Consider the following 22,892-nt stretch of genomic DNA (forward strand, 5'->3'; position numbering starts at 1 on the left):
GAAAGGAGTAGAACTATGTCCCGCGTAGCCAAGAAGCCGATCGACCTGGGTAAGGTTGAACTGAACGTCCAGTCGGACAGCGTCACCGCCAAGGGCCCGAAGGGCTCCCTGTCGCTGGCCAAGCCGGCCGGTATTGCCATCAACGTCGACAACGGCGTTGCCACCCTGAGCACCGAGAACGCCGAGCTGGTCGCACTGACCGGTACCGTGCGTGCGATCCTGGCCAACATGGTCAAGGGCGTGTCCGAAGGCTTCGAGCGCAAGCTGGAGCTGGTCGGCGTGGGTTACCGCGCTGCCATGCAGGGCAAGGACCTGAGCCTGTCGCTGGGCTTCTCGCACCCGGTCGTGTTCGTGGCGCCGGAAGGCATCACCATCACCACCCCGACCCAGACCGAGATCCTGGTCCAGGGCGCTGACAAGCAGGTCGTCGGTGAAGTTGCCGCCAAGATCCGTGCGTTCCGCAAGCCGGAGCCGTACAAGGGCAAGGGCGTGAAGTACTCCGACGAAGTCATCATCCGTAAGGAAGCCAAGAAGGCGTAAGTGCGAGTCCCTCGCAAGAGCCCGCACATCCGTGTGCGGACTCCTCAGGGAAAAGCCCAACCTTCAGCTTTCAAGGAATAATCAAAATGAACAAGAACATCGCCCGCCTGCGTCGCGCCAAGTCGACCCGCGCCCACATCCGTGAGCTCGGCGTCGCCCGCCTGTCGGTGCTGCGCACCGGCCAGCACCTGTACGCCCAGGTCTTCACCGCCGACGGTTCCAAGGTGCTGGCTGCTGCCAACACCACCCAGACCGACGTCATGGAAGGCCTGAAGAACGGCAAGAACGCCGACGCCGCCGCCAAGGTCGGCCGTATCGTCGCTGAGCGCGCCAAGGCCGCCGGCGTCGAGAAGGTTGCCTTCGATCGTTCGGGCTACCGCTACCACGGCCGCATCAAGGCCCTGGCAGAAGCCGCCCGCGAAGCCGGCCTGCAGTTCTAAGGGATAAGGGCAGGGGACCTGTGGTCTCCTGCCCGCCTGCTCGCCAGCCTGAGTGAGGCTGGACGGCGCCACTCTTCTGCAGTGGCCCACCGGAACGACGCGTCACTCCACAACCATAAGCGGCCCCGAGCCGTACATACCCAAACAACCAAGGAATCAACATGGCAGAAGAGCGTCAGCAGCGGGGTCGCGATCGCGACCGCAACCGCGAAGAGAAGATCGACGACGGCATGATCGAAAAGCTGGTCGCGGTCAACCGCGTCAGCAAGACCGTCAAGGGTGGCCGCCAGTTCACCTTCACCGCCCTGACCGTTGTCGGCGACGGCGAAGGCAAGGTCGGTTTCGGTTATGGCAAGGCCCGCGAAGTGCCGGTCGCCATCCAGAAGTCGATGGAACAGGCCCGCAAGAACCTGGTCAGCGTTGACCTGAACAACGGCACCCTGTGGCACACCATCAAGGATGGTCACGGCGCAGCCCGCGTGTTCATGCAGCCGGCTTCGGAAGGTACCGGCGTCATCGCCGGCGGTGCCATGCGCGCCGTGCTGGAAGCGGTTGGCGTGAAGAACGTGCTGGCCAAGGCCACCGGTTCGCGCAACCCGATCAACCTGGTGCGTGCCACCGTGAAGGGCCTGTCTGCTGCGCAGTCGCCGGCCCGCATCGCGGCCAAGCGCGGCAAGAAGGTGGAGGAACTCAACCATGGCTAATGAGTCCAACAAGACTGTCAAGGTCCGCCTGGTGCGTGGCCTGCGTGGCACCCAGTCGCGTCACCGCCTGTCGGTGCGTGCCCTGGGCCTGAACAAGCTCAACGATGTGCGTGAACTGAAGGACAGCCCGCAGGTGCGCGGCCTGATCAACAAGGTTCAGTACCTCGTCCAGGTTGAGGAGTAATCGACCATGACTCTGCGTCTCAATGAACTGAGCCCGGCACCGGGCGCCCGCACCGAGCGTACCCGCGTCGGTCGCGGTATCGGCTCGGGCCTGGGCAAGACTGCCGGCCGCGGCCACAAGGGTTCGTTCGCCCGTAAGGGTGGCGGCAAGATCAAGGCTGGCTTCGAAGGCGGCCAGACCCCCATGCAGCGTCGTCTGCCGAAGATCGGCTTCCGTTCGCCGATCGCCAAGGACACCGCTGAAGTGCTGCTGTACGCGCTGGACAAGCTGCCGGCCGGTGAGATCGACTTCGCCGCCCTGCGTGCTGCCAAGCTGGTCCCGAGCACTGCAAAGAAGGCCAAGGTCGTCGTCAAGGGCGAAGTGACCAAGGCGTTCACCCTGAAGGGTGTTGCTGCCACGGCGGGTGCCAAGGCCGCGATCGAAGCTGCCGGCGGCAGCGTGACGGAGTAAGAAAATCATGGCGCAAGCTGGCATCGGTAACCTCGCGGGCGGAATGGGCAAGTTCACTGAACTTCGCCAACGTTTGCTGTTCGTCGTCGGGGCTTTGATCGTCTATCGCATTGGCTGCTACGTGCCGGTGCCGGGCGTCAATCCCGATGCCATGCTTGCCATGATGCAACAGCAGGGCGGCGGCATCGTGGACATGTTCAACATGTTCTCGGGCGGCGCCCTGCACCGTTTCAGCATCTTCGCGCTGAACGTGATGCCGTACATCTCGGCATCGATCGTGATGCAGCTGGCCGTGCACATCTTCCCCGCCCTGAAGGCGATGCAGAAGGAAGGTGAGTCCGGCCGCCGCAAGATCACCCAGTATTCGCGCATCGGCGCCGTGCTGCTGGCAGTGGTGCAGGGCGGTTCGATCGCACTGGCCCTGCAGGGCCAGGTCTCGCCGTCGGGCGCTCCGGTCGTGTACGCACCGGGCATGGGCTTCGTGCTCACCGCCGTGGTTGCGCTGACCGCCGGCACCATGTTCCTGATGTGGGTCGGTGAGCAGGTCACCGAGCGCGGCATCGGCAACGGCGTGTCGCTGATCATCTTCGCCGGTATCGTCGCCGGCCTGCCGGGTGCGGTCATCCACACCTTCGACGCATACCGCGACGGCAACATCCAGTTCATCCAGCTGCTGCTGATCGCCATCGTCGTGCTCGCCTTCACCTTCTTCGTGGTGTTCGTCGAGCGTGGCCAGCGCCGGATCACGGTCAACTACGCGCGCCGCCAGGGCGGTCGCAACGCGTACATGAACCAGACTTCGTTCCTGCCGCTGAAGCTCAACATGGCCGGCGTCATCCCGGCGATCTTCGCCTCGAGCCTGCTGGCCTTCCCGGCCACCCTGGCCATGTGGTCCGGCCAGGCCGCCAACCAGAGCAGCTTTGGCCAGATCCTGCAGAAGGTCGCCAATGCCCTGGGCCCGGGCGAGCCGCTGCACATGATCGTGTTCGCTGCGCTGATCACCGGTTTCGCGTTCTTCTATACCGCGCTGGTGTTCAACTCGCAGGAAACCGCCGACAACCTGAAGAAGTCGGGCGCGCTGATTCCGGGCATCCGTCCGGGCAAGGCCACCGCCGACTACATCGACGGCGTGCTGACCCGTCTGACCGCGGCCGGCTCGGCCTACCTGGTGATCGTCTGCCTGCTGCCGGAACTGATGCGCACGCAGCTGAACGCCTCGTTCTACTTCGGCGGTACTTCGCTGCTGATCGTGGTGGTGGTGGTGATGGACTTCATCGCCCAGGTGCAGGCGCACCTGATGTCCCACCAGTACGAGAGCCTGCTGAAGAAGGCCAACCTGAAGGGCGGCAACCGCGGCGGTTTTGCCCGCGGCTGATTGGCCTGTTATACTTTCGTCTTCCTGACGTGATGGTCCCTCCGCTTCGCGGACTCCGGCCACACAAACGAAGGGCGGCCCCCGCAGCGGTTCCGGGTGGGGGTGTGATGAGGTGGTCCCGCGCTGGAGTAGCGCGGGCGGCCCCGGGGGGAAACCCCAGGTCCAACCCCATCCGGCGCCGGAGCCTGGGCACACTCCCCAGGCCGGGTTCATGAAACCAATGGTTTCACGGGCTTCCATGTAAACCGGAACCTTGTTAGTATCGCTAGTTCACTTTTTTGATCCATCCTGCCGGATTGGCGTGCCCGAGGCGCGCTGTCGGCCATCACTCAGCTGGAGAACCGCGTCATGGCGCGTATTGCAGGCGTCAACCTGCCAGCCCAGAAGCATGTCTGGGTCGGGTTGCAAAGCATTTACGGCATCGGCCGTACCCGTTCGAAGAAGGTCTGCGAAGTCGCAGGCGTTGCTTCGACCACCAAGATCCGCGATCTGTCGGAGCCGGAAATCGAGCGCCTGCGCGCCGAAGTCGGCAAGTACATCGTGGAAGGCGATCTGCGCCGTGAGATCGGCATCGCGATCAAGCGCCTGATGGACCTGGGCTGCTACCGCGGCCTGCGTCACCGTCGTGGCCTCCCGCTGCGTGGCCAGCGCACCCGTACCAACGCCCGCACCCGCAAGGGTCCGCGCAAGGCGATCAAGAAGTAAGGGACTGAGAAATGGCTAAGCCCGCTGCTAAGACCAAGAAGAAGATCAAGCGCGTCGTCACCGACGGCGTTGCCCACGTCCACGCTTCGTTCAACAACACCATCGTCACCATCACCGACCGCCAGGGCAACGCTCTGTCGTGGGCGACCTCCGGTGGCGCTGGCTTCCGCGGTTCGCGCAAGTCGACCCCGTTCGCTGCCCAGGTGGCTGCTGAAAAGGCCGGTCGTGCTGCGCTGGACTACGGCGTGAAGTCGCTGGAAGTCCGCATCAAGGGCCCGGGTCCGGGCCGTGAGTCGGCCGTGCGTTCGTTGAACAACGTCGGCTACAAGATCACCAACATCATCGACGTGACGCCTATCCCGCACAACGGGTGCCGTCCGCCGAAGAAGCGTCGCGTCTAAAGGGAGCGATAAGAAATGGCTCGTTATATCGGTCCTACCTGTAAGCTCGCCCGTCGCGAAGGCGCCGACCTGTCCCTGAAGAGCCCGGCGCGTGCGCTGGACTCCAAGTGCAAGCTGGAGCAGAAGCCCGGCCAGCACGGCGCCACTGCCCGTAAGGGCAAGCTGTCCGACTACGCCACCCAGCTGCGTGAAAAGCAGAAGGTCAAGCGTATCTACGGCCTGCTGGAGCGTCAGTTCCGCAACTACTACAAGAAGGCCTCGACCAAGAAGGGCAACACCGGCGAGAACCTGCTGCAGCTGCTGGAAACCCGCCTGGACAACGTCGTCTACCGCATGGGCTTCGCCGTGACCCGTCCGGCTGCCCGTCAGCTGGTGTCGCACCGCGGCGTCACCGTGAATGGCAAGTCGGTCAACCTGGCTTCGTACCAGGTCAAGGCTGGCGACGCCATCGCCCTGTCTGAAAAGGCTGCCAAGCAGCTGCGCGTCCAGGAAGCCCTGACCGTCGCCGCCCAGCATGACCTGAGCCCGTCGTGGGTTGAAGTGGATTCCGGCAAGTTCACCGGCATCTTCAAGGCTGTTCCGGATCGTTCGGATCTGCCTGCGGACATCAACGAAGCGCTGATCGTCGAGCTGTATTCGAAGTAATTCACATTGGAGAGCCCCCGGCGACGGCCGGGGGTTCACTAGGAGAACCCGCAACATGACGGTTACCGCCAACCAGGTTCTGCGTCCTCGCGGTCCGCAGATCGAACGCCTTACCGACACCCGTGCAAAGGTCGTTATCGAACCTTTGGAGCGGGGTTACGGGCATACGCTGGGTAATGCCCTGCGTCGCGTGCTGCTGTCGTCCATCCCGGGCTTCGCCATCACGGAAGTCGAAATCGACGGCGTGTTGCATGAGTACACCACGGTCGAAGGTCTGCAGGAGGACGTGCTCGAAGTCCTGCTGAACCTGAAGGACGTGGCCATCCGTATGCACTCCGGCGACAGCGCCACCCTGTCCCTGTCCAAGCAGGGCCCGGGCGTTGTCACCGCTGCCGACATCAAGGTCGACCACAATGTGGAGATCCTGAACGGCGAACACGTGATCTGCCACCTGACCAAGGATACGGCGATCAACATGCGTCTGAAGATCGAACGTGGTTTCGGCTACCAGCCGGCTGCCGCGCGTCGTCGTCCGGACGAAGAAACCCGTGCCATCGGCCGTCTGGTCCTGGATGCCTCGTTCTCGCCGGTCCGCCGCGTCGCCTATGCCGTGGAAGCGGCCCGCGTCGAACAGCGTACCGACCTGGACAAGCTGGTCATCGATATCGAGACCAACGGCACCATCGATGCCGAGGAAGCCGTGCGCACCGCCGCCGACATCCTCAGCGACCAGCTGTCGGTGTTCGGTGACTTCACGCACCGCGACCGCGGTGCGGCCAAGCCGGCCAACAACGGCGTGGATCCGGTGCTGCTGCGCCCGATCGACGATCTGGAGCTGACCGTGCGTTCGGCCAACTGCCTGAAGGCTGAAAGCATCTACTACATCGGCGATCTGATCCAGAAGACCGAAGTGGAGCTGCTGAAGACCCCGAACCTGGGCAAGAAGTCGCTCACCGAGATCAAGGAAGTGCTGGCTCAGCGCGGCCTGTCGCTCGGCATGAAGCTGGAGAACTGGCCGCCGGCCGGTGTCGCCAGCCACGGCATGCTGGGCTGATATCGGTAATGCCTGAAGGCTCCACCGTTCGCGGTGGGGCCTTCAACGCAACACAACATGCCATGACGAACCCCAGGTTCGCGTGGCAGGTCGTCCAGGACGGGCGGCCAGGACCAACCGCAGTCCGCGCAGCAACGCCAGGATGGCGACAACGATCCGCACAGCCTCATCATTAACCAAGGAATATCACCATGCGTCACCAGAAGTCTGGCCGTAAGTTCAGCCGTACCAGCGCCCACCGCGAAGCAATGTTCAAGAACATGGCCGCCTCGCTGTTCAAGCACGAGCTGATCAAGACCACCCTGCCGAAGGCCAAGGAACTGCGCCGCGTTGCCGAGCCGCTGATCACCCTGGCCAAGGTCGACTCCGTCGCCAACCGCCGTCTGGCCTTCGCCCGCCTGCGCGACAACGAAGCCGTGGGCAACCTGTTCACCATCCTGGGCCCGCGCTACGCGAACCGTCCGGGCGGCTACCTGCGTCTGCTGAAGTGCGGCTTCCGCGCTGGCGACAACGCGCCGATGGCCTACGTCGAGCTGGTTGACCGTCCGGTCGTGGCCGAGGAAGTGGCCGAGTAATCGGACCGCTCCAATGCGACACAGCGAAAGCCCGGCCTCTGCCGGGCTTTTGCGTTTCCGGGGTCGGATCCCTTTCCGCAGGAGAGGGCTCTGACCCACACCGTTCCGACAGGCGTCACCTGTGGCGGTTCGAATGGCGCGCACTCTCGGTTACGCTTGGCGCCTGATCCATTCGAGCGTTGACGATGAATCCACTGCGCTGGCCCTTCCGCGCCCAGTTCTTCCTGGGCTTCCTGATCTGCGCGGGCCTGCTTGGCTACGCGATCTTCCTGCAGCTGAAGATGGGCCTGGAGCCGTGTCCGCTGTGCATCTTCCAACGCCTGGCGTTCGCCGCGCTTGGCCTGCTGTTCCTGATCGGTGCACTGCATGGTCCGTCCAACCGCCCGGGACGCGCGACCTATGGCGTGCTGGCGTTCATTGCCGCGGCCGTGGGTGTCGGCATCGCCGCGCGCCACGTCTACGTGCAGATGCTGCCGCCGGAAATGGGGTCCACCTGTGGCCCGCCGCTGGCCTTCCTGAGCGAGACCATGGGGCCGCTGGAAGTGTTCCGCACGGTGCTGACCGGCACTGGCAACTGCGGCAACATCGACTGGACCTTCCTCGGCCTGACCATGCCGATGTGGTCGGCCGTGTGGTTCGTGCTGCTGGCGCTGTGGGCGCTGGTGGTGTCGCTGCGCAAGATCAAGCGCTGAAAGCGAAACGGGGTCGGATCCCTTTGCATCGCAAAGGGCTCTGACCCCATTCCCGGTGCGGGGTCAGAGCCCTTTCCTGCGGAAAGGGATCCGACCCCTGTCTCCTCAGAAGTCCTGCTGCAGGCTCAGGTAGGCGCCGCGGCGCGGTCCCCATTGCGGGGCGAACACGCCGACTCCACCGCCATCGCGCAGCTGGTAGCTGCGGTCCAAAGCGTTGATCACCGCCAGCTGCACGTGCAGCGGATGGCCGCTGTCGACGTTGAAGTCGTGCCCGGCGCTGAGGTTCACCTGCAGGTAGGACGGCAGCTCGCCGCCGTTGGGCACGCCCTCGATGTCCGAACGCAGGCCGCTGCCGAACACGTAGTTGGCCCCGATCCGGTTGTGCCCGGCGAACGCGTAGCTGAGGCCTCCAGAGGAAGTGAGCTTCTGGTCGTGGTCGAGGTGGATCCAATGGTCGGCCACATAGGCCAGCGCATCCGGATCGAGGTTGTACTCGCTGGTGATGACCTGGGTGCCGATCGCCTTGTTGTAGGCCGCGTTGAAGTAGGCGCTGAACGGACCGTTGCTGTAGTCGGCACTGAACTCCAGGCCGCGGATATGGCCGCGGCGGTAGTTGAAGGTCGAGTAGATGTAGGCGGCGCCGAACTGGCCTTCGTCCTGCAGGCGCGCGACGCGGCGGTCGTAAGCGTCCAGGCCCAGGGTCAGGTGTTCACCCAGCTGCTGCGAGACGCCGATGTCGTAGTAGTCGCTGCGCTCCGCCAGTGGCGTGTTGTTGCCGCCACTGGGTTGCTGGTTGGTGGTGCCGTCATACAGGGCGATATCGCTGCTGGCGATCAGCTCACTGGCCGGTGGCGTGAAGTAACGCGAATAGCCGGCATGCACGGTGGTGCTGTCGCTGGCATTCCAGACCACCCCCAACCGCGGGCTGAGCTGACCCTCGGTGTGGCCGAAGGCCTTGTAGCGATCGCCGCGCAGGCCGTAGTTCACGGTCCAGTCGTCGCCGATCTTCCATTCGTCCTGCACGTACAGCGCCAGCGTACTGGCGTGGAAGGCGCTGCGATCCGGAATCAGCAGCGGCGTGGTGCTGGACTGCTGGCCGGCATCATCGACCGGAAACACCCAGCTGCTGTTGCTGGCCTGCGCGTTCTCGTAATTGCCGTACAAGCCGTAGCGCAGCGTGTGGTCGTTGCCCAGTGGTGTGGAGAAGTCGGCCTGCAGGGTGTTGGCACGGTTGCTGCGCTGCACCTGCGAGGCGACGCCACTGAACACCAGATCGCCGACGACGTCCGGGTTGAACGCTGCATCGCTGTAGCGCTGCCCGGCGGACAGTTGGTAGGCGGTGCTGCCCAGCGTGCCCTGCAGTACCAGCATGCCGAAGCGGGTGGTCTCGCGCTGGGTCTCATCCAGCTGGCTGGAATCGAAGGTGGTGGTGTCCAGGTAACCGAACTGCGGCGTCTGCCCCGGATTGACCGGAATCTGGAAACGGTTGTTGGCGAAACCGGCGAACACACTCAGGCGGGTGTTCTCGTTGACCAGGTAGGTCAGGTCGGCGAAGGCCTTGCCCTGGTGGGTATCGTCGTGCAGCGGCTTGCGCGAGTTGGTCGGATTCTCCAGGCCGACTTCGTTCTGGTCGTAGTTGCCGGTCAGGAACCAGCTCCAGCGTCCCTGGTTGCCCCACCAGGAGGCATTCGGGTTCACCTTGCCGAACGAGCCGGTGGTCAGTCCGGCGCTGCCACCGTTGCCCAGCTCGGCGCCATTGCGGGTGGTGATGTCGACCACCGCCGCGGTGCGCTCGCCGAACTGCGCTGGCAACGCGCCGTCCATCAGGCGGATGCTCTTGATGGTGCGCGCATCCAGGGTCTGGCCGAAGCCGGAAATCGACTCGGGCAGCAACACGCCGTTGATCCGGTACTGCAGGTTGGCGTGGTCGCCGCGCACGTGCACGCCGCCATAGGAATCCTGGACCACGCCGGGTGCCTGCAGCAGCACCTGGCTGAGCGGCGCGGAGGCGCCCAGCGGCTGCTTCTGGATGTCCTCGGCGGTGATCTGGTACTGGCTGCTGCCGATGTCCGGCGACAACGCGTTGCGGGCCTGGTCGAGCTGGGCGCTGACGGTGACCGTGTCCAGGTCCTTGACCGCAGGCCCGGCGCCATCGGCGGCGGCCGCGAAGGCGGGCAGGCTGGCCAGGGCCAGGGCGAAGGTGATGCCGGTAGCGAGGGGCGAGGGCTTCATGATGGGAAGAGTGATGGCAGGGCGTGGAAGGGGCCGGTCCATGACGTGGAAGTGTTACTCCGTAACAGATCATGCGCCTGCCTTGAGCGGCTGACCATGCTGGATCTGGCTGCTCGCATCGGCCTTTCCCTGCCGTTCAGGCGGCCTGGCCGAGCAGGTCGGCCCTTTGCGCCAGCGGCTGGCTCTGCGACCATGACCGCCCCCCATCCCGGAAGTCTGCAATGAGCCTGTCCGCCGTTCCGCCCGTGCCCGATCCCGCCGCAGCCGCCACTGGCGCCGCCTGGTCGCCGGAGAGCTGGCGTGGCAAGACCGCGCTGCAGATGCCGACCTACCCGGACCCGGTGGCGCTGGACGCCGCCCTGCACGAGCTGAAGCGGCTGCCGCCGCTGGTGACTTCCTGGGAGATCCTGGCGCTGAAGCAGCAGCTGGCCGAGGCGCAGGAAGGCAAGCGCTTCCTGCTGCAGGGCGGCGACTGCGCGGAGAACTTCAGCGACTGCGAATCGGGCACCATTTCCAACCGGCTGAAGGTGCTGCTGCAGATGAGCCTGGTGCTGGTGCATGGCCTGCGCCAGCCGGTGATCCGCGTCGGCCGTTTCGCCGGCCAGTACGCCAAGCCACGTTCGGCCGATACCGAGACCCGCGACGGCGTGACCCTGCCCAGCTACCGCGGTGATGTCATCAACGCGCCGGCCTTCACCGAAGCGGCACGGCTGCCGGATCCGAAGCGGATGCTGCAGGCCCACGCGCACTCGGCGATGACCATGAACTTCGTGCGTGCGCTGATCGACGGCGGTTTCGCCGACCTGCACCACCCCGAGTACTGGAACCTGGAATGGGTGAGCCATTCGCCGTTGGCCGCCGAGTACCAGAAGATGGTGGCCTCGATCGGCGATGCAGTGCATTTCATGGAGACCCTGGCCGGGGCCCGCGTGCACAACCTCAACCGCATCGACTTCTACACGTCGCACGAAGCGCTGCTGCTGCCCTACGAACAGGCGTTGACCCGGCAGGTGCCGCGCCAGCAGGGCTGGTTGAACCTGAGCACGCACTACCCGTGGATCGGCATGCGCACGGCCGCTCTCGATGGCGCGCACGTGGAATACCTGCGTGGCGTGCGCAACCCTATCGCGATCAAGGTCGGCCCATCGGTGACGCCGGACCAGCTGCTGCGCCTGATTGATGTGCTCAACCCGCATGACGAGCCGGGTCGACTGAGCTTCATTCACCGCATGGGTGCAGCGCAGATCGCCGAGAAGCTGCCGCCGCTGCTGGATGCGGTCAAGCGCGATGGCCGCCGCGTGCTGTGGGTGTGCGATGCGATGCATGGCAACACCGAAAGCACTGCCAATGGTTTCAAGACACGCCGCTTCGACAACGTGCGTGGCGAAGTGGAGATGTCGTTCGATCTGCACGCGGCCGCAGGTACGCGACTGGGCGGTGTGCACCTGGAGCTGACCGGCGAAGACGTGACCGAGTGCACCGGTGGCGCGCGCGAACTGACCGAACGTGACCTGGAGCGCGCCTACCGTTCGACGGTGGACCCGCGGTTGAACTACGAGCAGTCGCTGGAGATCGCGATGGCGATCGTGCGCAAGCAGGAGCAAGTGCGGTAAGGGGTTTTCGGCAGGGCTTGCAGCCCTGCGCCTGCTGTAGTGCCGGCCGCTGGCCGGCAACCTCAACAGCAACGGCAGAAGCGGATATTCCGTGGGATGGCGGGGCGGTGTGGGTAGTCAGGACACGCCGTAAACCCATCCATGGCGCCAACGGTCCTGCCTATCCACACCGCTCCGCCTCTGGCAGATTCCGGCGGCTGTTGGTAGGTGTCGACCTTGGTCGACACGGTAATCCACGCCATGCGTGGATGAATCACTATGGAAATCGAATGTTTCGATATCTGTGAGATTTGAGCCGAGCATGGCTCGGCTCTACAGAAGAGCGAACAGATCGCGGAAAACTGTCGAAGGCGGGGTGGGTCCGGTTGCGGGAGTTTCCGCGGCAGGGATGCCGCGGCCAAGCCCCCATGGGTGAGGGCGCTTTGCTTGCGAAGCACTGCTTCGCAAGCGCCCGAACGCACAGCCGCCAGCGGCTGGGCCGGACCGCGGAGCGGGGTCTACGGCGTCCCCCGCAACCGGACCCGCCCCGCCACCCCACAGGAAACCCGCTTCTGCTTCGGCTGTTGCTGTTGCTGTTGCTTCGGCTCGCAGCAGGTGCAGGGCTGCAAGCCCTGCCGACCAACACCCTTCTTACGAACGACTGACGTGACGCTCATGCGCCATGCGCGAGGCTGTCCGCTTGGCTGTTCGAGTGGAGGTGGCAACGGTGCACTGGCAAACCGCACAGGCCTACGCATGGCCGTTGGGATTGGCAGCAGTGGTGGGCGGCATCGGTGCGTGGCTGATCCTGTGGATCTATCACCGGCTGAAAGGGCGTGATCGGCGGCGCGCGCGCATCGGTCGCGTGCTTGGATTGCCGATGGCCACCGCATGGCCGCTGCTGCTGTTGATTCCAGCGCTGCAGGCCACGCCGCTGCAGGATCCCGTGCTGGGCAATCTGCAGCATGTGCTGCACATCGCGCTGACCGCCTGCTTCATCTGGTTGCTGGTACGCGCGGTGGCGGCGGGCGAGCGCGCGATCCTGCGCAGTCATCCCATCGATGTCTCCGACAATCTGGAAGCGCGCCGCATCCAGACCCAGACGCGGGTGCTCAGCCGCGTGCTGATGGGCGGCATCATCGTGCTGGGCGCATCGCTGGTGCTGTTGACCTTCCCGATGGTGCAGAAGATCGGCACCGCGCTGCTGGCATCGGCAGGCCTGATCGGCCTGGTGGCGGGTATCGCGGCCAAGCCGGTGTTCGGCAACCTGATCGCTGGCCTGCAGATTGCGGTGACGCAGCCGATCCGGCTGGATGACGTGGTGATCGTCGAGGGCGAGTGGGGCCGCATCGAGGAGATCGGCAGCAGCTATGTGGTGGTGCGCATCTGGGATGAGCGACGGATGGTGGTGCCGCTGACCTGGTTCATCGAAAACCCGTTCCAGAACTGGACGCGGCGCAGCGCCGATCTGCTCGGCACCGCCTTCCTGTGGTTGGACTACCGTGCGCCGATTGCCGCGATCCGCGCTGAGCTGGAACGCATCTGCCGTGGCGAAGCGCTGTGGGATGGCCGGGTCTGCGTGACCCAGGTGACCGAGACCAGCGAGCGTGCGATCCAGGTGCGCCTGCTGGTCAGCGCGCGCAGCTCGGGCGATGCCTTCGATCTGCGTTGCCTGGTGCGCGAGCGCATGCTCGATTTCCTGGCGCGCGAGCATCCGCAGTCGCTGCCGCAGGTGCGTGCGCGGCTGCAACACGAAGATGAGCTGGATATGCCGCGTGGTCCACGTGCACGCACCGCGGATGTGCGTTCGCCGGGTGCTGAAGATGGTGAGGCGGCGATCGTGCCGGTGGAGCCGGAACCCGGACGGTAGCGCCGGCCGCTGGCCGGCAACTCCGGATCTGCCGGCCAGCGGCCGGCACTACCGGATCACGGCTCGCCAGCGTCGATCAGTGCGTCGGTATCGAAGTGCGGTGGGCGCCGCGCGCGCGTGCGCTGTTCGTAGGCGTAGGCCATCTCGATCAGCTTCGGCTCGCTCCAGGCGGTGCCCATGAACAGCAGACCGACCGGCAGGCCATCGATCTGCCCCATCGGCACGGTGAGGCTGGGATAGCCGGCCACGGCGGCGGCGCTGTAGCTTTCACCGGGGAAGTCGTCGCCTTCGCTGCGGATCGGCCATGCCACGCCGGTGGTCGGCGCCACCAGCGCATCGAGCTGGTGGGCGGCGAGGGCAGCATCAATGCCTTCCGGGCCGGCCAGCCGGCGCGCATCGCTGCGGGCGCGGATATAGGCGGGGTCGGCCAGGCCGGCGGTGGCATCGGCCTCCACCAGCAGCTCCTGGCCGAACAGGCCCAGTTCCTGCTTGCTGTGCGCCTGGTTGAAGGCGATCAGTTCGGCCAGGCTGCGCAATGGTGCGCGGTGGGTGCTGAAATAGCGCTCCAGCCCGGCCTTGAATTCGTACAGCAGCAGCGTGCGCTCGGCCTCGGCCCAGGCGCCCTGGTTGGGCAGCTCCACCGGCACCACCACGGCGCCGGCGCGGCGCAGCTCGGTTGCCGCCTGTTCGATCAGTGGCGGCATGCCACGGTACTTCAGCAGCGGCGTCTGCAGCAGGCCGATGCGCTTGCCGCGCAGGCCCTGCGGGTCCAGTCGCGCGGTGTAGTCGTAGACCGCGCGGCCGGGCATGGTCGCGGTTGCCGGATCGGCATCGTCGCGGCCGGCGATCGCGGTCAGCACGGCGGCAGCGTCGGCGACGCTGCGTGCCATCGGCCCGGCAGTGTCCTGGCTGAAGGAGATCGGGATGATGCCGTCGCGGCTGACCAGGCCGACCGTCGGCTTCAGGCCGACCACGCCGTTGATCGCCGCCGGGCAGACGATGCTGCCGTCGGTTTCGGTGCCGATCGCCACGCTGGCCAGGTTGGCGGCCACGGCCACCGCGCTGCCGCTGCTGGAACCACACGGCGAATGGCTGATGCGATAGGGGTTGCGGGTCTGGCCGCCACGCGCGCTCCAGCCGGAGATCGAATCATTGCCGCGGAAGTTGGCCCATTCGCTGAGGTTGGTCTTGCCCAGCACCACCGCACCGGCGTCGCGCAGCCGGCGCACCAGGTAGGCATCGTCCGGACGGAAGCCCTGCAGGGCCAGCGAACCCGCACTGGTGGCCATCGGCGCGGCGTTGATGTTGTCCTTCAACAGCAGGGGAATGCCATGCAGCGGGCCGCGCAGGCGGCCGTCAAGGCGTTCGCGGTCGCGCGCGGCGGCTTCCTTCAAGGCATCGGGGTTGAGTTCGATCACCGCGCGCAGGCGCGGCCCGGTGCGGTCCAGCGCGGCGATGCGCTGCAGGTAGGCCTGGGTCAGGGTGGTGCTGTCCAGTTCCCCGGCGGTCATCCGCGCCTGCAGGTCGGCAACATCGGTTTCGGCGTACGGGAACGGCACGTTGCGGCTCGCAGGTTCGGCCGCATGCGCGCTGGGCGTGGCCGGGCTGCAGCCAGCCGAAAGCAGCGCCGGCAGCGCGGCGAGCAGGCAGGTCAGCAGAGGCGGCAAGGACGGGCGCATGGGGCGGCTTGGTCGGCTCCAATCCCCAGTGTAGCCGGTGCTCAGCGGTGGCGCTTGCGCAGGTCGCGGGCGAGCACGTAGACCACGATCAGGTTGATCGCCAGGATCGTCCACGACGGCCAGCCGGGGTGGCGGATGATCGCGAAGATGTCGAAGGGCAGGTACAGCGAGGCGGTCAGGCAACCCAGCCAGGAGGCCCAGGCCTTGGCGCGCCACAGGCCCCAGGCTTCGACCAGGTGCAGCAGGCCGTAGCCGATCATCCCCGCCGCGGCCAGGTGCACCGCGTCGGGGCTGATCATGTGCAGCAGCGAGGGCAGGGTGCCATGGTCCGGATCCAGGCTGAAACGCCGGATCAGGACCATGATGCCGTGCCGCAGCGGCTGCGGTCCGAGCACTTCCAGCCCGGTGGCAGCCAACAGCGCCAGCATCGCCTTGCTCGCTTCGAGCAGGGCGATGACATGGAGACCCGGATGCCGGTGTGGATCCGGGTTGTAGCCGCTCTGGTTCACGGGGTGCTGGCTCAGCCGCCGCGCGAAGCCTTCTTGCGGTCGCTTTCGGTCAGGAACTTCTTGCGCAGACGGATCTCCTTCGGGGTGATCTCGACCAGCTCGTCGTCTTCGATGAAGTCCAGGGCCTGTTCCAGCGAGTACTTGATCGCCGGGGTCAGCTGGATCGCATCGTCCTTGCCCGAAGCGCGCATGTTGGTCAGCGGCTTGGTCTTGATCGCGTTGACGGTCAGGTCGTTGTCCTTGGAGTGGATGCCGACCAGCTGACCTTCATACACGTTGTCGCCTTCAGCAGCGAACAGCTTGCCGCGTTCCTGCAGCGGGCCCAGCGAGTAGGCCGGCGTGGTGCCCGGCGCATTGGCGATCATCACGCCGTTGATGCGCTTGGCGATCGCGCCCTGTTCCTTCGGACCGTAGTGGTCGAACACGTGGAACAGCAGGCCCGAACCCTGGGTCAGGGTCTTGAACTCGTTCTGGAAGCCGATCAGGCCACGGGCCGGGATCGAGTACTCCAGGCGCACGCGGCCCTTGCCGTCCGATTCCATGTTCTTCAGCTGGCCCTTGCGGGTGCCCAGCTTTTCCATCACGCCGCCCTGGTGGATTTCTTCGATGTCCACCACCAGCTGCTCGATCGGCTCCATCATCTGGCCGTCGATTTCCTTGATGATCACTTCCGGACGCGACACGGCCAGCTCGTAGCCTTCGCGACGCATGTTCTCGATCAGCACCGACAGGTGCAGTTCGCCACGGCCGGAAACCAGGAACTTGTCAGCGTCTTCCAGCTGCTCGACCTTCAGGGCCACGTTGTGGACCTTTTCACGGTCCAGGCGGTCCTTGATCTGGCGGCTGGTCAGGAACTTGCCACCGGACAGGTCCTTGTTGCCGGCGAACGGCGAGTTGTTGACCTGGAAGGTCATCGAGATGGTCGGCTCGTCGACGGTCAGCGCCGGCAGGGCTTCCGGGGTGTCCGGGGCGCAGATGGTGTCGGAGATGGTCAGCTCCTGGATGCCGGAGATGGCCACGATGTCGCCGGCCTCGGCGGTATCCTGCTCGATGCGCTCCAGGCCCATGAAGCCCAGCACCTGCAGCACCTTGCCGTTGCGCTTCTTGCCTTCACGGTCGATGACCGCGACCTGCATGTTCTTCTTCAGGGTGCCGCGCTGGATGCGGCCGATGCCGATCACGCCGACGAAGTTGTTGTAGTCCAGCTGGCTGATGCGCATCTGGAACGGGCCTTCCGGGTCCACTTCCGGACGCGGCGCGTGCTGCATGATCGCTTCGTACAGCGGGGTCATGTCGCCATCGCGCACGGTGTCTTCCAGGCCGGCGTAGCCGTTCAGGCCCGAGGCGTAGACGATCGGGAAGTCCAGCTGCTCGTTGGTGGCGCCGAGCTTGTCGAACAGGTCGAAGACCTGGTCGATCACCCATTCCGGACGGGCGCCCGGACGGTCGACCTTGTTGACCACGACGATCGGCTTGAAGCCCATCGCGAAGGCCTTCTGGGTCACGAAGCGGGTCTGCGGCATCGGGCCGTCCATCGCATCGACCAGGATCAGCACGGTGTCGACCATCGACAGCACGCGCTCGACCTCACCACCGAAGTCGGCGTGGCCGGGGGTGTCGACGATGTTGATCCGGTTCTTGATACCGGTCTTCTTGTCTTCCCAGGTGATGGCGGTGTTCTTGGCCAGGATGGTGATGCCGCGTTCCTTTTCCTGGTCGTTGCTGTCCATCACGCGCTCGGCGAGGACGGTGCGCTCGGACAGGGTGCCGGACTGCTTCAGCAGCTGGTCGACCAGGGTGGTCTTGCCATGGTCGACGTGGGCGACGATGGCGATGTTGCGAAGATTTTCGATGGACATACGAAAGGGGGCCAGTCGGCGCCGGATTTGGAAAAAGAAGTCCAACATTATACGTCGAACTTGACGATTCGCGAAAAGGTGGATTTCACGCCCGTCACGGGGCCCATTCAGCTGGCGGTCCGCGGCGCCGGTCGAGGCCGCCTGGCCTGCACGGCGGGGCAGCCCGTCCCGTGGCTGAAGCCCGGATCTGCGCCCATGGTCGAAGCCGCCGCCGCCACGAGGCAGGTGTAAACTAGGTGGCTAGACGCGTTCCCCTCTGCATCAAGGATCTTCATGTCCCTCATCGCCACTTTCGACACCACCCAGGGCCCGATCAAGGTCGAGCTGTTCGCCGACAAGGCGCCGCTGACCGTGGCCAACTTCGTGAACCTGGTCAAGCACGGTTTCTATGACGGCCTGATCTTCCACCGCGTGATCGCCGACTTCATGATCCAGGGCGGCTGCCCGCAGGGTCGTGGCACCGGCGGCCCGGGCTACAAGTTCGAAGACGAGAAGAATGGCGTGAAGCACGAGGTCGGCTCGCTGTCGATGGCCAACGCCGGCCCGAACACCAACGGCAGCCAGTTCTTCATCACCCACATCAAGACCGACTGGCTGGACGGCCGCCACACCGTCTTCGGCAAGGTCCTGGAAGGCCAGGCCATCGTCGATTCGGTCAAGCAGGGCGACGTGATCCATTCGATCACCCTGGAAGGCGACGTCGACGCCGTGCTGGCCGCCCAGGCCGAGCGCGTCGCGGAGTGGAACAAGCACCTCGCCGCCTGATCCCCCTTCGAAACGGCCACCCACGGGTGGCCGTTTCCCTGTTCCCCGCCGCACGCCAGGCCTGCGTGGCCACGCCCGCGGCGTCCCATCAAACGCTTGCAAGCAAGAGGAAACCCCCATGAAAGCACCCGTTCGTGTTGCCGTGACCGGCGCCGCCGGCCAGATCGGTTATGCCCTGCTGTTCCGCATCGCCTCCGGCGAAATGCTGGGCAAGGACCAGCCGGTCATCCTGCAGCTGCTGGAACTGCCGGTCGACAAGGCCCAGGCCGCCCTGAAGGGCGTGATGATGGAACTGGAAGACTGCGCCTTCCCGCTGCTGGCCGGCATGGTCGGCACCGATGACGCCGAAGTCGCGTTCAAGGACGCCGACATCGCCCTGCTGGTCGGCGCGCGTCCGCGTGGCCCGGGCATGGAGCGCAAGGACCTGCTGCTGGAAAACGCCAAGATCTTCACCGCCCAGGGCGCGGCGCTGAACAAGGTCGCCAGCCGTGACGTGAAGGTGCTGGTGGTCGGCAACCCGGCCAACACCAACGCCTACATCGCGATGAAGTCGGCCCCGGACCTGAAGCCGGAGAACTTCACCGCCATGCTGCGCCTGGACCACAACCGCGCGCTGAGCCAGCTGTCGACCAAGCTTGGCAGGCCGGTCGGTGGCATGGAGAAGCTGGTCGTATGGGGCAACCACAGCCCGACCATGTACCCGGACTACCGTTTCGCCACCGCCGATGGTGCGTCGATCGCCGATGCGATCAACGACCAGGAGTGGAACGCCAACACCTTCATCCCGACCGTCGGCAAGCGCGGCGCGGCGATCATCGAAGCCCGCGGCTCGTCCTCGGCTGCCTCGGCCGCCAACGCAGCCATCGACCACGTGCGTGACTGGGTGCTGGGCAGCAACGGCAAGTGGGTCACCATGGGCGTGCCGTCCGACGGTTCCTACGGCATTCCGGAAGGCGTGATCTTCGGCTTCGCGGTGACCACCGAGAACGGCAAGTACACCCTGGTCAAGGATCTGCCGATCGACGACTTCAGCCAGAAGTACATCGACAAGACCCTGGCCGAGCTGGAAGAAGAGCGCGCCGGCGTCGCCCACCTGCTGGGCTGATGCAGGCGGTACCGGCCCTGGTCGGTACGCAGAAGACGGGGAAGCTTCGGCTTCCCCGTTTTTGTTTGGACGGATACGGAACCGCATGATCCACCTGCATTACATCGACGACGCGCTGCTGGTGGCCGAGAAGCCGGCCGGCCTGCTGTCCGTGCCTGGCCGAAGCGCCGAGAACCAGGACTGCGTGGTCGCGCGGCTGCAGGCGCTGTACCCGGATGCGTTGACCGTGCATCGCCTGGACCAGGTGACCTCCGGCCTGCTGCTGCATGCGCGTGGCAAGGACATGCAGGCAGCGTTGTCGATGCAGTTCGAGCAGCGCCAGGTTGGCAAACGGTATGAAGCGGTGGTGCAGGGGCTGCTCGAAGGCGATGCCGGCGAAGTGGACCTGCCGCTGATCGTGGACTGGCCGAACCGGCCGAAGCAGATGGTCGACCATGAGCGTGGCAAGCCGGCGTTGACCCGCTGGCGCGTACTGGCCCGTGATGTTGAGGCGAAGCACACCCGGGTGGCGTTGGAGCCGATCACTGGCCGCAGCCATCAGCTGCGCCTGCACATGGCCAGTCTCGGTCATCCCATCGTCGGTGACGTGCTGTACGGTGCAGCACCGGCGCTACGCGTGCACCTGCATGCGCGCAGCCTGCAGTTCACCCATCCAGTGACGGGCGAGGCGCTCGCGTTCGAGTCCGCGACTCCGTTCTAGGGGTTCGGCAGGGCTTGCAGCCCTGCACCTGCGGTAGTGCCGGCCGCTGGCCGGCAACAGCAACAGCAACAGCAACAGCATAAGCAACAGCGCGCATTCCGTGGGATGGCGGGGCACTGTGGGTGTGCGGGGACGCCGTAAACCCGTCCATGGGGGCTTGGTCGCGGCTTGCTCGTGTGCGCTGTCCTGCGCACACGGCAAGACCGGGGTTGGGCGTCCTGCCCAACCCGCCCGAGGCATGCCTCGGGCCCATGCCGCTCACACCCCGCAAACCCACAGTGCCCCGCCTTCGACAGGTTTCCGCGGCTGTTGGCAACTGCGGCCGTTGTTTCGCGCGGCTGTTGGTAGGTGTCGACCTTGGTCGACACGATTTTTCTGTCAGATATCGAGTGAATCATCCACGCATGGCGTGGATCTACCGTGTCGACCAAGGTCGACACCCACCAGAGCAATTTGCCGTTCCGGCAGATCGCGGAAAATTGTCGAAGGCGGGGTGGGTCCGGTTGCGGGAGTGTCCGCGGCATGGATGCCGCGGCCAAGCCCTCAAGGACGGGTTTACGGCGTCTCCCGCAACCGGACCCACCCCGCCATTCCCCAGGAAACCAGCTTCTGCTGTTGCTTGGGCTTCGGCCTCTGCAGGTGCAGGGCTGCAAGCCCTGCAGAACAAAACCCCACCCCCTACCAAGGTAGGGCGGCCCGCGCGGCAGCGCCGGACTATCCTCGAACCCATGACTTTGTCTGGGAGGGCTGCGTCATGAACTACGAGGAAACCTACCGTCGCTCGATCGACGAGCCGGAGGCCTTCTGGGGCGAGGAAGCCAAGCGCATCCATTGGCACAAACCGCCGCAGCAGGTGCTCGACTACAGCAACCCGCCGTTCCGGCGCTGGTTCGTCGGTGGTGAAACCAATCTCTGCTACAACGCCGTCGACCGCCACCTGGCCGAGCGCGCCGACCAGCTCGCGCTGGTCGCCATCTCCACCGAAACCAACAGCACCCGCGAGATCACCTATCGGCAGCTGTATCGCGAAGTGAACGACTTCGCCGCCGTGCTCAAGCATCTCGGCGTCGGTCACGGTGACCGCGTGGTGATCTACATGCCGAACATGGCCGAAGCGGTGTTCGCCATGCTCGCCTGTGCGCGCATCGGCGCCGTGCATTCGGTGGTGTTCGGTGGCTTCGCCGCGCACAACCTGGCGCTGCGCATCGACGATGCCAAGCCGAAGCTGCTGATCGCCGCCGATGCCGGCATGCGCGGTGGCAAGCTGATTCCGTACAAGCCGATGGTCGACGCCGCCTGCGCCGAAGCCACGTCACCGCCACCGCACGTGCTGATCGTGTCACGCGGGCTGGATGCGGCCCAGCCGCGGGTACCGGGCCGCGATGTGGACTACGCCACGCTGCGCGCGCAGATCGGTGAAGTCGATGTGCCGGTGCAGTGGCTGGAAGCGAGCGAACCGAGCTACCTGCTGTATACCTCCGGCACCACCGGCAAGCCGAAGGGCGTGCAGCGCGATGTGGGGGGCTATGCGGTGGCGATGGCACAGTCGATGGAAACGGTGTTCGACTGCAAGCCGGGCCAGGTGATGTTCTCCACCTCCGACGTCGGCTGGGCGGTCGGCCATTCCTACAATGTGTACGGCCCGCTGATCGGTGGCTGCACGTCGCTGCTGTACGAAGGGCTGCCGACCAACCCGGACCCGGGCATCTGGTGGGCGCTGTGCGAGCAGTACAACGTGCGCACGATGTTTTCATCGCCCACCGCCATCCGCGTGCTGAAGAAGCACGACGCCGATTTCATCCATCGCCACGACCTGGGGGCGCTGAAGTACCTGTTCCTGGCCGGCGAGCCGCTGGACGAACCGACCGCGCACTGGATCAGCGAAGCGCTCGGCAAGCCGATCATCGACAACTACTGGCAGACCGAAACCGGCTGGCCGGCATTGACCCTGCTGCCGGGCCTGGAGATGAAGCCGGTGCGTTTCGGCTCGCCCGGGTTCCCCAATCTCGGCTACCGGATGAAGGTGATCGACGAGAACACCGGCGAGGAAGTGGCACCGGGGCAGAAGGGCGTGCTGGTGGTGTCGCCGCCGCTGCCGCCGGGCTGCATGAGCACGGTGTGGAACGACGACAGCCGTTTCCTGCAGAGTTACTTCAGCCACTTCAAGGAACTGCTGTACAGCTCGCTGGACTGGGCGATCCGCGATGACGATGGCTATACCTTCATCCTCGGCCGTACCGACGATGTGATCAACGTGGCCGGCCATCGTCTGGGCACGCGCGAGATCGAGGAGGCCATCTCCAGCCATCCGCGCGTGGCCGAGGCGGCGGTGATCGGGGTCAAGGACGAACTGAAGGGGCAGGTGCCGCTGGTGTTCGTCACCCTCAAGCAGGGTCTCGAGGGCGAAGATCCGGCGCCGGTGGTGGCCGAGATGATGGCCACGGTGACCACCTCGCTCGGCGCGGTCGCACGCCCTGCGCATGTGCACGTGGTCAATGCGCTGCCCAAGACCCGCTCCGGCAAGCTGCTGCGGCGCTCGCTGCAGGCGCTGGCCGAACAGCGCGACCCGGGTGACCTGTCGACGCTGGACGACCCCAGCGCGCTGGAGGAGATCCGCCGCGCGCTGGGACGCTGATCCGGCAACCTCGGGAATCATGGGATTGCCGGCCAGCGGCCGGCACTATCCTCCGCGTCCAGAACATGCGCTAAGCTCGACCTGTCATCGACCTGCAATACGCGGCGCGCGCCGGGGAACGCGCGCGCCGCCCGGCGATGGCATACAGGGGAGCGTGCCCGCCAGGGCGCGCAGGCATTGC

General features: G+C 65.6%; 22 protein-coding genes. 18 read left to right on the forward strand and 4 right to left on the reverse strand.

All coding sequences use genetic code 11. The features are described from left to right. The first annotated feature begins 15 nt into the window (after positions 1-15). The 12 genes from rplF to N5D91_RS00270 all read left to right on the forward strand — a co-directional run bounded on the left by rplF (position 16) and on the right by N5D91_RS00270 (position 7,765). Positions 16-540 carry a 50S ribosomal protein L6 gene (rplF, locus tag N5D91_RS00215; RefSeq protein WP_010483977.1) on the forward strand — a complete coding sequence of 175 codons (525 nt, stop codon included), beginning with the start codon at positions 16-18 and terminating at the stop codon, positions 538-540. Between the two features lie 80 nt (positions 541-620). Next, complete coding sequence (gene rplR, locus N5D91_RS00220; RefSeq protein ID WP_024957318.1) at positions 621-980, forward strand: 50S ribosomal protein L18; 360 nt, start codon at positions 621-623, stop codon at positions 978-980. A gap of 161 nt (positions 981-1,141) precedes the next feature. After that, entirely contained in the window at positions 1,142-1,684 is a 543-nt protein-coding gene (rpsE, locus tag N5D91_RS00225) for a 30S ribosomal protein S5 (RefSeq protein ID WP_005408213.1), read from the forward strand. Next, complete coding sequence (rpmD, locus tag N5D91_RS00230; protein ID WP_005408214.1) at positions 1,677-1,868, forward strand: 50S ribosomal protein L30; 192 nt, start codon at positions 1,677-1,679, stop codon at positions 1,866-1,868. The genes rpsE and rpmD overlap by 8 nt, the downstream gene beginning before the upstream one ends. Before the next feature lie 6 nt (positions 1,869-1,874). Further along, positions 1,875-2,318: a 50S ribosomal protein L15 gene (gene rplO, locus N5D91_RS00235; RefSeq protein WP_110711154.1), complete on the forward strand. Its 444-nt coding sequence runs from the start codon at positions 1,875-1,877 to the stop codon at positions 2,316-2,318. 7 nt (positions 2,319-2,325) lie between these two features. Then, positions 2,326-3,693: a preprotein translocase subunit SecY gene (gene secY, locus N5D91_RS00240; RefSeq protein ID WP_004154499.1), complete on the forward strand. Its 1,368-nt coding sequence runs from the start codon at positions 2,326-2,328 to the stop codon at positions 3,691-3,693. A gap of 348 nt (positions 3,694-4,041) precedes the next feature. After that, positions 4,042-4,398, forward strand: coding sequence for a 30S ribosomal protein S13 (gene rpsM, locus N5D91_RS00245; protein ID WP_004154500.1), 357 nt, complete (start codon positions 4,042-4,044; stop codon positions 4,396-4,398). Positions 4,399-4,409: 11 nt separating this feature from the next. Continuing rightward, positions 4,410-4,799, forward strand: coding sequence for a 30S ribosomal protein S11 (rpsK, locus tag N5D91_RS00250; protein ID WP_004145443.1), 390 nt, complete (start codon positions 4,410-4,412; stop codon positions 4,797-4,799). A gap of 15 nt (positions 4,800-4,814) precedes the next feature. Then, complete coding sequence (rpsD, locus tag N5D91_RS00255) at positions 4,815-5,444, forward strand: 30S ribosomal protein S4 (protein WP_004145446.1); 630 nt, start codon at positions 4,815-4,817, stop codon at positions 5,442-5,444. Between the two features lie 55 nt (positions 5,445-5,499). Continuing rightward, positions 5,500-6,498 carry a DNA-directed RNA polymerase subunit alpha gene (gene rpoA / locus N5D91_RS00260; protein WP_010483975.1) on the forward strand — a complete coding sequence of 333 codons (999 nt, stop codon included), beginning with the start codon at positions 5,500-5,502 and terminating at the stop codon, positions 6,496-6,498. A gap of 191 nt (positions 6,499-6,689) precedes the next feature. Continuing rightward, positions 6,690-7,073 (forward strand): 50S ribosomal protein L17, encoded by a 384-nt coding sequence (rplQ, locus tag N5D91_RS00265; RefSeq protein WP_005408217.1) that lies wholly within the window; start codon positions 6,690-6,692, stop codon positions 7,071-7,073. A gap of 185 nt (positions 7,074-7,258) precedes the next feature. After that, positions 7,259-7,765 carry a disulfide bond formation protein B gene (locus N5D91_RS00270; RefSeq protein ID WP_180854762.1) on the forward strand — a complete coding sequence of 169 codons (507 nt, stop codon included), beginning with the start codon at positions 7,259-7,261 and terminating at the stop codon, positions 7,763-7,765. A gap of 105 nt (positions 7,766-7,870) precedes the next feature. Here the strand turns inward: N5D91_RS00270 and N5D91_RS00275 are convergent, their stop codons facing one another. Next, positions 7,871-9,997 carry a TonB-dependent receptor gene (locus tag N5D91_RS00275; RefSeq protein WP_180854761.1) on the reverse strand — a complete coding sequence of 709 codons (2,127 nt, stop codon included), beginning with the start codon at positions 9,995-9,997 and terminating at the stop codon, positions 7,871-7,873. Between the two features lie 221 nt (positions 9,998-10,218). On the opposite strand from N5D91_RS00275, the gene N5D91_RS00280 reads away from it, so the two are divergent. Both N5D91_RS00280 and N5D91_RS00285 read left to right on the forward strand, forming a co-directional pair. Further along, entirely contained in the window at positions 10,219-11,610 is a 1,392-nt protein-coding gene (locus N5D91_RS00280; RefSeq protein ID WP_180854760.1) for a 3-deoxy-7-phosphoheptulonate synthase class II, read from the forward strand. A gap of 661 nt (positions 11,611-12,271) precedes the next feature. Then, positions 12,272-13,459 (forward strand): mechanosensitive ion channel family protein, encoded by a 1,188-nt coding sequence (locus N5D91_RS00285; RefSeq protein WP_219635080.1) that lies wholly within the window; start codon positions 12,272-12,274, stop codon positions 13,457-13,459. A 56-nt stretch (positions 13,460-13,515) separates the two neighbouring features. Here N5D91_RS00285 and N5D91_RS00290 read toward each other — a convergent pair whose 3' ends face one another. The 3 genes from N5D91_RS00290 to typA are packed head-to-tail and all read right to left on the reverse strand — an operon-like array spanning position 13,516 to position 17,506. Next, a complete protein-coding gene (locus N5D91_RS00290) occupies positions 13,516-15,138 on the reverse strand; it encodes an amidase (RefSeq protein WP_180854644.1) in 1,623 nt (540 codons plus the stop codon). Between the two features lie 41 nt (positions 15,139-15,179). Further along, a complete protein-coding gene (locus N5D91_RS00295; RefSeq protein ID WP_005415426.1) occupies positions 15,180-15,647 on the reverse strand; it encodes a DUF2127 domain-containing protein in 468 nt (155 codons plus the stop codon). Positions 15,648-15,658: 11 nt separating this feature from the next. Next, positions 15,659-17,506 carry a translational GTPase TypA gene (gene typA / locus N5D91_RS00300; RefSeq protein ID WP_032129766.1) on the reverse strand — a complete coding sequence of 616 codons (1,848 nt, stop codon included), beginning with the start codon at positions 17,504-17,506 and terminating at the stop codon, positions 15,659-15,661. 273 nt (positions 17,507-17,779) lie between these two features. Here typA and N5D91_RS00305 point away from each other — a divergent pair, with 273 nt between their 5' ends. The 4 genes from N5D91_RS00305 (at position 17,780) to prpE (ending at position 22,711) form a co-directional block, all read left to right on the forward strand. Beyond that, a complete protein-coding gene (locus N5D91_RS00305) occupies positions 17,780-18,271 on the forward strand; it encodes a peptidylprolyl isomerase (RefSeq protein ID WP_004153629.1) in 492 nt (163 codons plus the stop codon). A gap of 118 nt (positions 18,272-18,389) precedes the next feature. Then, on the forward strand, positions 18,390-19,376 hold the full coding sequence (locus N5D91_RS00310; RefSeq protein ID WP_180854643.1) for a malate dehydrogenase: 987 nt from the start codon (positions 18,390-18,392) through the stop codon (positions 19,374-19,376). An 85-nt stretch (positions 19,377-19,461) separates the two neighbouring features. Next, a complete protein-coding gene (locus N5D91_RS00315; RefSeq protein ID WP_180854642.1) occupies positions 19,462-20,076 on the forward strand; it encodes an RluA family pseudouridine synthase in 615 nt (204 codons plus the stop codon). A gap of 754 nt (positions 20,077-20,830) precedes the next feature. Beyond that, complete coding sequence (gene prpE / locus N5D91_RS00320) at positions 20,831-22,711, forward strand: propionate--CoA ligase (RefSeq protein WP_110711168.1); 1,881 nt, start codon at positions 20,831-20,833, stop codon at positions 22,709-22,711. The last annotated feature ends 181 nt before the right edge of the window (positions 22,712-22,892 follow it).

Origin of the sequence: Stenotrophomonas sp. GD03794, from assembly GCF_029842145.1 — a bacterium.
In the GTDB taxonomy this organism is placed as follows: Bacteria; Pseudomonadota; Gammaproteobacteria; order Xanthomonadales; family Xanthomonadaceae; genus Stenotrophomonas; species Stenotrophomonas riyadhensis.

Excerpts from the sequence above, each read along its gene's own strand:
- rplF (WP_010483977.1), top strand. The coding sequence starts at position 16 with ATGTCCCGCGTAGCCAAGAAGCCGATCGACCTGGGTAAGGTTGAACTG.
- rpsE (WP_005408213.1), top strand. The coding sequence starts at position 1,142 with ATGGCAGAAGAGCGTCAGCAGCGGGGTCGCGATCGCGACCGCAACCGC.
- rpmD (WP_005408214.1), top strand. The coding sequence starts at position 1,677 with ATGGCTAATGAGTCCAACAAGACTGTCAAGGTCCGCCTGGTGCGTGGC.
- rplO (WP_110711154.1), top strand. The coding sequence starts at position 1,875 with ATGACTCTGCGTCTCAATGAACTGAGCCCGGCACCGGGCGCCCGCACC.
- secY (WP_004154499.1), top strand. The coding sequence starts at position 2,326 with ATGGCGCAAGCTGGCATCGGTAACCTCGCGGGCGGAATGGGCAAGTTC.
- rpsM (WP_004154500.1), top strand. The coding sequence starts at position 4,042 with ATGGCGCGTATTGCAGGCGTCAACCTGCCAGCCCAGAAGCATGTCTGG.
- rpsK (WP_004145443.1), top strand. The coding sequence starts at position 4,410 with ATGGCTAAGCCCGCTGCTAAGACCAAGAAGAAGATCAAGCGCGTCGTC.
- rpsD (WP_004145446.1), top strand. The coding sequence starts at position 4,815 with ATGGCTCGTTATATCGGTCCTACCTGTAAGCTCGCCCGTCGCGAAGGC.
- rpoA (WP_010483975.1), top strand. The coding sequence starts at position 5,500 with ATGACGGTTACCGCCAACCAGGTTCTGCGTCCTCGCGGTCCGCAGATC.
- rplQ (WP_005408217.1), top strand. The coding sequence starts at position 6,690 with ATGCGTCACCAGAAGTCTGGCCGTAAGTTCAGCCGTACCAGCGCCCAC.
- N5D91_RS00270 (WP_180854762.1), top strand. The coding sequence starts at position 7,259 with ATGAATCCACTGCGCTGGCCCTTCCGCGCCCAGTTCTTCCTGGGCTTC.
- N5D91_RS00275 (WP_180854761.1), bottom strand. The coding sequence starts at position 9,997 with ATGAAGCCCTCGCCCCTCGCTACCGGCATCACCTTCGCCCTGGCCCTG.
- N5D91_RS00280 (WP_180854760.1), top strand. The coding sequence starts at position 10,219 with ATGAGCCTGTCCGCCGTTCCGCCCGTGCCCGATCCCGCCGCAGCCGCC.
- N5D91_RS00285 (WP_219635080.1), top strand. The coding sequence starts at position 12,272 with ATGCGCGAGGCTGTCCGCTTGGCTGTTCGAGTGGAGGTGGCAACGGTG.
- N5D91_RS00290 (WP_180854644.1), bottom strand. The coding sequence starts at position 15,138 with ATGCGCCCGTCCTTGCCGCCTCTGCTGACCTGCCTGCTCGCCGCGCTG.
- typA (WP_032129766.1), bottom strand. The coding sequence starts at position 17,506 with ATGTCCATCGAAAATCTTCGCAACATCGCCATCGTCGCCCACGTCGAC.
- N5D91_RS00305 (WP_004153629.1), top strand. The coding sequence starts at position 17,780 with ATGTCCCTCATCGCCACTTTCGACACCACCCAGGGCCCGATCAAGGTC.
- N5D91_RS00310 (WP_180854643.1), top strand. The coding sequence starts at position 18,390 with ATGAAAGCACCCGTTCGTGTTGCCGTGACCGGCGCCGCCGGCCAGATC.
- N5D91_RS00315 (WP_180854642.1), top strand. The coding sequence starts at position 19,462 with ATGATCCACCTGCATTACATCGACGACGCGCTGCTGGTGGCCGAGAAG.
- prpE (WP_110711168.1), top strand. The coding sequence starts at position 20,831 with ATGAACTACGAGGAAACCTACCGTCGCTCGATCGACGAGCCGGAGGCC.